The 10,174-nt window shown below is 68.5% G+C and carries 13 protein-coding genes; 5 read left to right on the top strand and 8 right to left on the bottom strand.

Going from position 1 to position 10,174, the window contains the following annotated elements:
* Positions 1–736 (bottom strand): TIGR01459 family HAD-type hydrolase (locus ACK4IU_RS17895; protein ID WP_409737973.1); only part of this gene is annotated, 736 nt, incomplete at its 3' end.
* A gap of 84 nt (positions 737–820) precedes the next feature.
* Positions 821–1,738, bottom strand: a complete 918-nt coding sequence (locus ACK4IU_RS17890; RefSeq protein WP_409737970.1) for a manganese-dependent inorganic pyrophosphatase — start codon at positions 1,736–1,738, stop codon at positions 821–823.
* 286 nt (positions 1,739–2,024) lie between these two features.
* Here ACK4IU_RS17890 and ACK4IU_RS17885 point away from each other — a divergent pair, with 286 nt between their 5' ends.
* Positions 2,025–2,165, top strand: coding sequence for a hypothetical protein (locus ACK4IU_RS17885; RefSeq protein ID WP_409737968.1), 141 nt, complete (start codon positions 2,025–2,027; stop codon positions 2,163–2,165).
* A gap of 38 nt (positions 2,166–2,203) precedes the next feature.
* Here the strand turns inward: ACK4IU_RS17885 and ACK4IU_RS17880 are convergent, their stop codons facing one another.
* From ACK4IU_RS17880 to ACK4IU_RS17870, 3 genes are read right to left on the bottom strand one after another with little or no spacing between them, the layout of a single operon-like run.
* Complete coding sequence (locus ACK4IU_RS17880; RefSeq protein WP_409737965.1) at positions 2,204–3,094, bottom strand: DMT family transporter; 891 nt, start codon at positions 3,092–3,094, stop codon at positions 2,204–2,206.
* On the bottom strand, positions 3,058–3,795 hold the full coding sequence (locus tag ACK4IU_RS17875; protein WP_409737962.1) for an MBL fold metallo-hydrolase: 738 nt from the start codon (positions 3,793–3,795) through the stop codon (positions 3,058–3,060). Before ACK4IU_RS17875 ends, ACK4IU_RS17880 begins: the two co-directional genes overlap by 37 nt.
* Entirely contained in the window at positions 3,792–4,691 is a 900-nt protein-coding gene (locus tag ACK4IU_RS17870; protein WP_409737959.1) for a TraB/GumN family protein, read from the bottom strand. The genes ACK4IU_RS17875 and ACK4IU_RS17870 overlap by 4 nt, the downstream gene beginning before the upstream one ends.
* A 296-nt stretch (positions 4,692–4,987) precedes the next feature.
* On the opposite strand from ACK4IU_RS17870, the gene groES reads away from it, so the two are divergent.
* The 3 genes from groES to ACK4IU_RS17855 all read left to right on the top strand — a co-directional run bounded on the left by groES (position 4,988) and on the right by ACK4IU_RS17855 (position 7,912).
* Positions 4,988–5,275: a co-chaperone GroES gene (gene groES / locus ACK4IU_RS17865; RefSeq protein ID WP_149588411.1), complete on the top strand. Its 288-nt coding sequence runs from the start codon at positions 4,988–4,990 to the stop codon at positions 5,273–5,275.
* A gap of 63 nt (positions 5,276–5,338) precedes the next feature.
* Entirely contained in the window at positions 5,339–6,976 is a 1,638-nt protein-coding gene (groL, locus tag ACK4IU_RS17860; protein WP_409737956.1) for a chaperonin GroEL, read from the top strand.
* Positions 6,977–7,060: 84 nt separating this feature from the next.
* On the top strand, positions 7,061–7,912 hold the full coding sequence (locus ACK4IU_RS17855; protein WP_409737953.1) for a DMT family transporter: 852 nt from the start codon (positions 7,061–7,063) through the stop codon (positions 7,910–7,912).
* On the opposite strand, the gene ACK4IU_RS17850 is transcribed toward ACK4IU_RS17855, so the two are convergent.
* The 3 genes from ACK4IU_RS17850 to ACK4IU_RS17840 are packed head-to-tail and all read right to left on the bottom strand — an operon-like array spanning position 7,879 to position 9,294.
* Positions 7,879–8,361: a GNAT family N-acetyltransferase gene (locus ACK4IU_RS17850; protein ID WP_409737950.1), complete on the bottom strand. Its 483-nt coding sequence runs from the start codon at positions 8,359–8,361 to the stop codon at positions 7,879–7,881. The genes ACK4IU_RS17855 and ACK4IU_RS17850 overlap by 34 nt on opposite strands.
* Positions 8,348–8,848 carry a GreA/GreB family elongation factor gene (locus ACK4IU_RS17845; RefSeq protein ID WP_409737947.1) on the bottom strand — a complete coding sequence of 167 codons (501 nt, stop codon included), beginning with the start codon at positions 8,846–8,848 and terminating at the stop codon, positions 8,348–8,350. Before ACK4IU_RS17845 ends, ACK4IU_RS17850 begins: the two co-directional genes overlap by 14 nt.
* Positions 8,845–9,294: an NUDIX domain-containing protein gene (locus ACK4IU_RS17840; protein ID WP_409737944.1), complete on the bottom strand. Its 450-nt coding sequence runs from the start codon at positions 9,292–9,294 to the stop codon at positions 8,845–8,847. The genes ACK4IU_RS17845 and ACK4IU_RS17840 overlap by 4 nt, the downstream gene beginning before the upstream one ends.
* 108 nt (positions 9,295–9,402) lie before the next feature.
* Between ACK4IU_RS17840 and ACK4IU_RS17835 the strand changes: the two genes are divergently transcribed.
* Positions 9,403–10,089, top strand: coding sequence for an esterase/lipase family protein (locus ACK4IU_RS17835; protein ID WP_409737941.1), 687 nt, complete (start codon positions 9,403–9,405; stop codon positions 10,087–10,089).
* The last annotated feature ends 85 nt before the right edge of the window (positions 10,090–10,174 follow it).

The following is a 10,174-nucleotide window of genomic DNA, read 5'->3' as shown; positions in this document are numbered from 1 at the left end:
CGCCCCGGATGTCGGTGAAAATCCCGTCGCCGATGCAGAGGATCGCGGGATCTGCCGGCGCGCCCGCCTCGGCCAGGCGGTGACGGGCAAGGTCGTAGATCGGCGGATGCGGCTTGCCGAAATAGAGCGTCCGGCCGCCCATCGCCTCGTAGGCCTGGGCCAGGGCGCCAGCGCAGTAAAGCCGGCGGTCGCCGAGGTCCACCACGATGTCGGGGTTGGCGCAGAGCATGGGCAGGTCCAGCGTCTTGCCCAGCAACAGCGCGGCGCGGTAGTCGTCGGGCGTCTCGGTCAGGTCGTCGCGCAGGCCGGTGCAGACGATGCCCTCGGCCTCGCGCAGCGGCACCCGCTCGATGGGGGGCTGGGTGGCGGCATAGGCGGCCAGGTCCCCGGCGAAATCGGTGAAGAAGGCCTCGTCCTTCGGGGCGCCGATGTGGTGGACCTTTCGCCCGACGGCACCCGACAGCATCCCCATCTGCGCAGCGTCGCCCGAGGTCACGATGAGGTCCCAGGCGTCGCGCGGCACCGACAGGCCGTCGAGTTGCGCGACCACGCTGGACATCGGGCGCGGCGCGTTGGTCAGGAGGACGACCTTGCCGCCCGAGGCGCGGAACCCCTGAAGGGCCGCCACCGCCGCCGGATAGGCCGCCTTTCCGTTGTGCAGGCAGCCCCAGAGATCGCAGAACACGGCATCATAACGGCCGGTCAGGTCGGCGAGCGAGCGGAGGATCTCGGTCATTCGGGGCCTCGTCGGCAGGCCGCAGCGGCCAGTTCGGGGAAGCGGCGGGCGTCCGGCCTCAACGCCGGAGGCCCGCCTGCGGTTTCACAGTTTCAGCGACGGGATGATCTGCTTCTTGCGGCTCATGATGCCGGGAAGGACCACGGTGTCGCCGCTGACCTTTGCACCGAACGAGGCCTCGGCCAATTGCTTCACCAGGTCGTTCGGGACCAGCAGCGTCGCCTCTTCCTTCAGGATGTCGATGATGAAGAGCAGGACCTGGTCGGCGCCGTCCTCCTTCGCTACGTCCACCATGGAGCGCATAAGGCTGTCCTTGCGGTCCAGTAGCACCTTGGGCGCGGTGGTCTCCAGCACCGAGACGCGCAGTTCCTTGCCGGCGACAGTGTATTCCTTGCTGTCCATCCGCAGAAGCTCCGCGTCCGAGAAAGCCGAGACGTCGGACTTGGCCTCGAACATCTGCGCGGCCAGTTCGGGGATCGAGACGCCAAGATCGGCCGCCAGCTTCTCGGCCACGGCGCGGTCGTGCGGGGTGGTGGTGGGGCTGCGGAATTCCAGCGTGTCGGACAGGATGCAGGACAGCATCGCGCCCTTGATCGCCGCCGGCGCCTTGGCCAGCGCGTCGCCCATCAGGTCGTGCATGATGGTGGCGGTGCAGGCCAGCGGGCGGATGGTGATGTCGATGGGGTTCTTCGTCTTGAGACCGCCGACCAGCATGTGGTGGTCGATGATGCCCTGCACCTTGGCCTCGTTGATCGAGGGCGGCAGTTCGGCCGGGTTGTTGGTATCGACGATCACCACCTTGTCGTCCGCGGTCACGTCCTGGATGATCCCGGGCTTGTCCAGCCCCCAGCGGCGCAACACGAAGGCGGCTTCGGTGTTCGGCTCTCCCAGCAGGACGGGTTTCGCCGGGGTGCCGGTCTCGTTCAGATACCAGGCCCAGATGATCGGAGAGCCGGTGGAATCGGTGTCGGGGGATTTGTGGCCGAAGACGAGGGTGGTCATGGGGTGCCCTTGGGTGTTGCGGTTTTCGCGCGCGGTATAGGCGAGGGCGAGGCGATTGTCACGCGGGGCGGGATGTGGCAGCATGCCCGCCTTGGCAGAGGAGTTGTCGTGTCATGGACCTGACCGTCTGACGCCCCCCTGGGGGCATGAGCGGGGCCGGATGGCCCGAGTGCAGCCCTTCACCCGAGGAGTGCCCTGAGAATGGACAAGACCGTTTCGGCCTGAGCGCCGTTTCGCGACCGGTCGTGCGCCGGTCCATCCATCCAACTCAAGACAGGGGCAGATCATGCCGAACACGAAGACTGGCAAACCCGCCATGGCGGGGTTGAAGCCGTTGCCGAAGGCCGTGAAGGGGCCGAAAGGGCCGCAGGGGCCGAAACTGGTGCCGAAACGGGGGATGATCCCCGGCAAGGCCGGGCAGCGGTAAGGCTGCCGGGGGGTGCCCTGTCCGGGCGCCCCCATGCGCTAGCGCGGGGCCGGATGCCGCGCGGTCCACAGGATATGGCCGACCGAGGCCGCCATCACCATCGCCCCGCCGACCAGGGTCGGGGGCGTCGGCGTCTCGTGGAACACCAGCCAGACCCAGACCGGCGTCAGCGCGGTTTCCAGCGCGCCGATCAGCGCGGTTTCGACCGGCGAGGTGTGGCGCGAGCCGAGGATGAACAGCGCCAGCCCGGCGGTGGAGTTCACCAGGCCGAAGGCGACAAGCAGGGTCATGTTCCAGGCGGTCAGGCCCTCGACCGTGGCAAAGGGCGCCATGACGAGCGGCGCCCAGATCGCCGAGACGATCCCGGCGGCGAGCGTGGGCGTCTCGGGCCGGCCGCGCGCGATCAGGATCATGCCGGCCATGGCCAGCACCATGCCGAAGGCCATGGCATCGCCGATCAGCGTGCCGTCGCCGCCGAGGCCGACCATGATCGTCGCCCCCGCCAGCGCCAGACCGGCGGCGGCAAGACCCGTGCGCCCCGGCGCCTCGCGCAGGAGCCACCAGCCGAGGAAGGCGGCGACGAAGGGCAGCGTGGCATAGATGATCGCGACATGGGCGATCGAGGTGGCCTTCAGGCTGCCGACGAAGAACAGCATGCCAAGGCCCGAGCAGAGCGCATAGCCCCAGCCCGCCGGGCCAAGCCGGGCGAAATCGCCGAACCCCTCGCGCCCGCGCAGTGCCCAGAGCACCACGACCAGCCCCGCCGCCCCCGCCAGCCCGCGCCAGAGGATGACGGTCGGCGTATCCAGCGGAATGGCGCGGGCAAAGAGGCCCGAGGTGCTCCAGGCCAGGGTGGATGCGAGAAGCAGCAGCACACCCTGGCGATGGGCCTCTACCACGGCCGGGGCGCCTTGGGCAGCAGCGGCCATTGCGTCGGCTCGTGGCCGTAGATCAGCACCGCCTCGGGCGGGGCAACCGACAAAAGGTAACTGGCCGAGGCCTGCGAGGCGGCGGGATCGGCGGAATCGGCAAAGCCCTCGGCGGGTTCCGAGATGCGGTTCAGCGCGTCGATGGCGAGGATCGCGCTGCGCCCGTCAGCGAGCGTTACCAGCGCCGACAGATGCCCCGCCGTGTGGCCGGGGGTGGGGACCAGGGTCAGCCCCTCGCAGACCGGGGTGTCGGTCTCGATCCGGATGTAGGTCGTCTCGGGCCAGACGATAGGGCGGGCGTCGCCGAAATAGAGCGGCGCGGGCTCGGCCCGTTCGCGGGCGGTCAGGACCACGGGGGCATGGGCGAAAAGCGGCAGGGAGCCGACATGGTCGATGTGCCCGTGGCTGAGGATCACCAGGTCGATGTCGGCGGGCCTGAGCCCCAGCAGCGCCAGCGCGCCCGCGGCGGTCTGGTCGGGGCGGAAGTCGATCAGCCGGCCGAAGCGGGGCAGCCCGTCGCGCGCGGGCCGGTCGGGGTCGGTCAGGTAGTCGGGGGGAAAGCCCGTGTCGATCAGGATGCGCTGGCCGCGGTCGGTTTCCAGGAGATAGGCCGGGATGCCGATGATCCGCTCGCCGCCCCGCACCTCGAACAGGCCGAGGTCGAGGATGAACAGCCGCTCGATGCGCCCCGGCAGGATCAAAACTGCAACTCGGTCAGACGGAAGCCCTGTTGCTGGAGCAGGTTCAGCACGCCCTGCTCGCCCGAAAGATGCAGCGCGCCGAAGGCGGCGACGACGGGTCCTTCCTTCGCCGCCCGAGTCAGGACAGGAATCCAGGCACGGTTGCGCGCATTCATCAGAAGCTCTTCCATCCGCGCGAATTCGGCATCCACCTGTTCGCGGGTGTAGCCGGGCAGGTCATAGCTGATCTGGCGCATGAACTCCCAGATCTCGCGGCTGCGACCGGCGAAATAGCTGTCGGCGAGGGTGACGGCGTGATCCTCGGACCGGTCCTCGAGGGCGAGCGTCGATTGCAGCATGGCGAGGATCTCCTCGTCGGTCATGCTGTCGAACAGGGTGAAGATCGTGTCGTAGGGCTCCAGCGCGCGGACGGGCGTGCCCGCCGCCATGGCCGCGTCGATCACCATTCCGTCGAGGCCCTTGGGGTCGGACATCTGCTCCATGGCGCAGGGCGGGATGGCCAGGACGGCCAGCACATACCAGGGCCGGAACTTCGCCGCCATGAAGCCGGGAATGCCGCGTTTGGACATGGCATCGGACAGTTGCGCCCAGACCTCGGCCGGCAGTTGTTCAAAGAGCGTTGGGCCGGTAGTGATGAACATCCGCGCGGGCTCGCGAGCAACCAGGTCCATCAGCGCCTTTTCTTCCTCGGGACCGGATTCGACCAGCACCGTCGTGGCGTCGTCGATGAAGAGCTTCAGCTTGTCGAGGTTCGCCTGATGGCGCGGGTCGTCGAAATGGTAGGTGCCGGCGATGGTGATGACCTCGTCGCCGCGCACCGCCTGCCAGAAATTGCCGCGCGGGAATGGCACGGCATCGGCAGCGGATTCGATGCTGGAACGAAGCGCGGGCTCCATGTCCGTGAACAGGTTGCGCCCGCCGCATGTCGCAGCGGCCGGAACGGCGGCTAAGAACGACAATCCGAGGGCAACAAGGACAGCGGCTAAACGAAACATGGGCACCTTTCGACAGTTACGACGGTTCAGCCGCATGGTGGCACCCGACCGGCAAAAGGCAATGCGAAAATCGGCCGCCAGACTGGAGGCCGGGTGTTGACAGGCAGGGCCGGATTGCCTAACTCACCGCCGTTAGCACTCGCCTTGCCTGAGTGCTAATCGAATTCAAACCTGGTGACTCAAGGGAGAACCTCCAGATGGCTTTCAAACCCCTGCATGACCGTGTTCTGGTCAAGCGCGTCCAGTCCGATGAAAAGACCAAGGGCGGGCTGATCATCCCCGACACCGCCAAGGAAAAGCCCGCCGAGGGCGAAGTGGTTGCCGTGGGCGAAGGCGCCCGCAAGGATTCGGGCGAGTTGATCGCCCCTTCGGTGAAGGCCGGCGACCGCGTGCTGTTCGGCAAGTGGTCGGGCACCGAAGTGACCCTGAACGGCGAAGAGCTGCTGATCATGAAGGAAAGCGACATCCTCGGCATCATCGCCTGAGCCGTCGCGAGGACCGGTGCGCCGTAGCGCACGCCACGAAATCCCATTCAAGGAGCTGTCATAATGGCTGCTAAAGACGTCAAGTTCGATACCGACGCCCGCGACCGCATGCTGCGCGGCGTCAACATCCTCGCCGACGCGGTGAAGGTGACGCTCGGCCCGAAAGGCCGGAACGTCGTCATCGACAAGTCGTTCGGCTCGCCCCGCATCACCAAGGACGGCGTGACCGTCGCCAAGGAAATCGAACTGGCCGACAAGTTCGAGAACATGGGCGCGCAGATGGTGAAGGAAGTCGCTTCCCGCACCAATGACGAGGCTGGCGACGGCACCACCACCGCCACCGTCCTGGCCCAGGCCATCATCCGCGAAGGCATGAAGTCGGTCGCGGCCGGCCTGAACCCGATGGACCTCAAGCGCGGCATCGACCTGGCCACCGCCAAGGTCGTCGAGCAGATCAAGGCGATGGCCCGCCCGGTCAAGGACTCGGACGAAGTCGCTCAGGTCGGCACCATCTCGGCCAACGGCGAGGCCCAGATCGGCCGCTTCATCGCTGACGCGATGCAGAAGGTCGGGAACGAGGGTGTGATCACCGTCGAAGAAAACAAGGGCATGGACACCGAAGTCGAAGTCGTCGAAGGCATGCAGTTCGACCGCGGCTACCTGTCGCCCTACTTCGTGACCAACGCCGACAAGATGATCGCGGAACTGGAAGACGCCTTCATCCTGCTGCACGAGAAGAAGCTGTCGTCGCTGCAGCCGATGGTTCCGCTGCTGGAAGCCGTCATCCAGTCGCAGAAGCCGCTGGTCATCGTGGCCGAGGACGTCGAAGGCGAGGCTCTGGCCACGCTGGTCGTCAACAAGCTGCGCGGCGGCCTGAAGATCGCCGCCGTGAAGGCTCCGGGCTTCGGCGACCGTCGCAAGGCCATGCTGCAGGACATCGCGATCCTGACCGGCGGTCAGGTCATCTCGGACGACCTCGGCATGAAGCTGGAGAATGTCGGGCTCGACATGCTGGGCCGCGCCAAGAAGGTCGTCATCAAGAAGGATGACACCACCATCATCGACGGCGCCGGCGACAAGGCCGAAATCGAGGCCCGCGTCAGCCAGATCCGCGCGCAGATCGAGGAAACCACCTCGGACTATGACCGCGAGAAGCTGCAGGAGCGTGTGGCCAAGCTCGCGGGCGGCGTGGCCGTCATCCGCGTCGGCGGCATGACCGAAGTCGAAGTGAAAGAGCGCAAGGACCGCGTTGATGACGCGCTGAACGCGACCCGCGCGGCCGTGCAGGAAGGCGTGATCGTCGGCGGCGGCGTGGCGCTGGTGCAGGCCTCGAAGGCGCTGGAAGGCCTGAAGGGCACCAACAGCGACCAGGACGCCGGCATCGCCATCATCCGCCGCGCGCTGGAGGCCCCGCTGCGCCAGATCGCCGACAACGCCGGCGTGGACGGCTCGGTCGTCGCTGGCAAGATCCGCGAGTCGAACGACAAGAACTTCGGCTTCAACGCCCAGACCGAAGAATATGGCGACATGTTCAAGTTCGGCGTGATCGACCCGGCCAAGGTGACCCGCACCGCTCTGGAAGACGCGGCGTCGGTGGCTTCGCTGCTGATCACCACCGAGGCGATGATCGCCGACCGCCCCGAGCCGAAGGCTGCCCCGGCGATGCCGGCGGGCGGCGGCATGGGCGGGATGGACTTCTGATCCATCCTTCCCGATCAGGCAACAAGGGGGGCGGTCTTCGGACCGCCCCTTTTCCTTTGCGCGGCAAGGCGTCAGGGTGGACCCATGCGCCTGTTCCTGCTTGCCGCCCTGACGATGCTGGCCTTCGCGGCCAATTCGGTTCTGAACCGTTGGGCGGTCGGTCCCGGCCATGCCGGTGCCGTGGAGTTCGCGATGATCCGCCTTGTCGCGGGGGCCGCGATGCTGGCGGCGCTGGTCCTGTGGCAGCGCGGCGGCTGGGCCTGGCCCGGCCTGCGGGGCCGTGTGGCGGGAGTGCTGGGCCTGTCGGCCTATCTTCTGGGCTTTTCGCTGGCCTATCGCGGGCTCGACGCCGGGACCGGGGCCCTGGTCCTGTTCGGAACCGTCCAGGTCACAATGTTCGCGGGCGCGCTTCTTTCCCGCGAGGCGGTGCCCGCGCGGCGCTGGGCCGGGTCGGGTCTGGCGCTGGTCGGGCTGGCGCTGATCGCGACACCTGGGGCTGTGGCGGTGCTGCCCCTTCTGCTGATGGTGGCGGCCGGGCTGGGCTGGGGCGTCTATTCCCTCGCCGGGCGCGGCGCGGTGGATCCGCTGGCGGCGACGGCATGGAACTTCCTCCTGTCGGTGCCGCTGGTGCTGCCCCTGGGAATTCTGGCCGGACCCGAAGCCCCGGACGCGACGGGGATCGCCCTCGCCGTGGTGTCGGGCGCGGTGACTTCGGGGCTGGGCTACGCGCTCTGGTATGCCGTTCTGCCCCGTCTCGGCGCGACGCGGGCGGCGGTGGCGCAACTGACAGTGCCGGTGATCGCCGCGCTGGGCGGCGCGCTGCTTCTGGCCGAACCTCCGGCGCTGCGCTTCTGGCTGGCGGCCGTCCTGGTCCTGGGCGGTGTGGCCTGGGCGAGCCTGCCTTACAGGTCCTTGCCCAGCCGCTCGACCCAGTGACCCGTCGTGCCGTCCAGACGGCGCAGGCCGGTGGCCCGGAACCCCTCGCGTTGCCAGAAGGCGCGTCCGCGCGGGTTGGCATCCAGCACGGCAAGGTAAAGCCGATGCGCATGACGGGCCCGCGCCCGCGCTTCCACCTCGGCCAGGAAGCTGCGCCCGTGGCCCGCACCCCGCGCCCAGGGGCCAAGCAGCATGAGCCCGAGATATGCGTCGGACGGTTCGGGAAAGCCGAAGGACAGTTCGGCCACCCCGGACAGGCGCTGGTTCAGGAAGAGACCCAGCCGGTGGCTTTCGCCGGGGTCGCAATTCGGGGGCGCGTCGGTGAAGAAATCCTGCGCCTGCGCTGCCGGGTCGCAACGGCCCTCGGCCATCAGCCAATAGTCCGGCGCCTCGCGGTAGAATTGCGCGACGAGGGCGGTTTCACTGGGGAACAGCTCACGGATCCGCATGGGCGATCCTTGTGACTTCCAGCTCCAGCGGACCGGAGGGGCGTCGCCAGGTCACCACGTCGCCGACCTGCGCCCCGAGAAGGGCACGGGCGAGGGGCGAGTTCGGCGCGATGCGGTGGCGGGTGGCGTCGGCTTCGTCCTCGCCCACGATCTCGTAGGTCGTTTCATTGCCATCCTCGTCGGCCACGGAGACGGCAAGGCCGAAGGCGACTTCGGTCAGATCGTGGGCGGCGGGATCGATGACCACGGCGGCCTTCAGCCGGGCCTCGAGCCAGCGGAGGTCCCGCTCGGCGGCGGCTTCGGGCAACTTGTCCAGCCGGTCGGGTCGCCCCTTCAGCGCCGCAAGGTCCGCCTTGCGTCGGGCGATCTGCGCGTGCAGGGCGGCAAGGCCGCGCGGGGTGACGATGTTCGGCCCCGGCGGGACGGGGAGTTCCGGCAGGTCGGGACGGTCGGCCCCGGCATCCTCGTTGACGAAGGCGCGGCTCATTTCAGGATCGCCTCCAACGAGTCGTAAAGCGCCGCGCCGTCGCCCCAGGCGGCTTCGGGCAGGCTGTCCGGCTTGAAGCGGATGCCGGCAAGCTCGGCGCGCGAGAAGAAGCGCCGGTCGGTGACGACGCCCTCGGGGTCCTGCCAGGCGTCGTCGATCTCGCCCCCGGCAATGGTGCAGCGGAAGAACAGGTCGATCTGGTGAAAGCCGGTGTCGGGGTCGTGGAATTCGTTCACGAGGACGGGGGCGCCGACGGCGACGGTCAGGCCGGTTTCCTCCATCACCTCCCGCGCGAGGTTTTCGGGAAGCGACTGCCCGGCCTCGCAGCCGCCACCGGGCGCGCACCACAGGCCAAGGTGCGCATCGGGGTAGGCGTTGACCAGAAGCAGCCGGTCCTGGTGCAGGATCAGCGCGCGGACGGCGATGCGGGGCTTGAAGCGGGCCATGGTTGCCAAGGCTTGCGCGGGGCCGGGCCCGTTGTCCAGTGGCGGCGCGACGCAGGGTCAGGCTTGCCGGGCCTTCCCAAGGTCCCTGCAAGCGCGCATGGTCCGGCCATGCGCCTGAAACTGCCCCTTCGCCTGCCTGCCGACCGCCCCGCCGGACATGCCCCGACCGAGCGGGTGATCCTGGTGCATGGCCTTGCGCGGTCGGCGCGCTCGCTTGCGGCCATGGGGCTGGCGCTGCGGGCGGCGGGCTATGCGGTGGTCCACGCCGCCTATCCGTCCACCAGGGCCGCGCCCGAGGCGCTGGTGGCCGAGGTCGCCCGCGCCCATGCAGCGCCTTTCGCGGGCACGACGCATTTCGTCACCCATTCGATGGGCGGCATCCTGGTGCGCGACTGGCTGGCGCGGGGGCATCCGCCGGGTCTGGGCCGCGTGGTGATGCTGGCCCCGCCCAATCACGGGTCGGAACTGGTGGACCAGCTTGGCGACTGGAAGGTGTTCCAGATGATGAACGGCCCCGCCGGCCTGTCCTTGGGCACCGGGCCGGACAGCTGGCCGAACCGCCTGCCCCCGGCCGATTTCCCGCTGGGCGTCATCGCGGGGACGCGCTCGGTCAGCCCCTGGTTCAGCCAGCTTCTGCCGGGGCCGGACGACGGCAAGGTGACGGTGGCCTCGACCCGGCTGGACGGCATGACCGACCATCTCACCTTGCCGGTCAGCCACACCTGGATCATGGTCAACCCGACGGTGATCCGGCAGGTGATCCACTTCCTGCGGGAAGGACGGTTCCTGCACTGAGGCTCGTCGTGCGCCTGCGGCTTCTCCGCACGAGGAGGCGTCAGGCGCGGATGATCCGGTTCACATGGCCCATCTTCCGGCCGAG

This window comes from Tabrizicola flagellatus (assembly GCF_046295235.1).
Classification (GTDB): domain Bacteria; phylum Pseudomonadota; class Alphaproteobacteria; order Rhodobacterales; family Rhodobacteraceae; genus Tabrizicola; species Tabrizicola flagellata_A.
The sequence above is the reverse complement of the archived record's forward strand: the minus strand, read 5'-3'. Positions and strand labels throughout refer to the sequence as shown.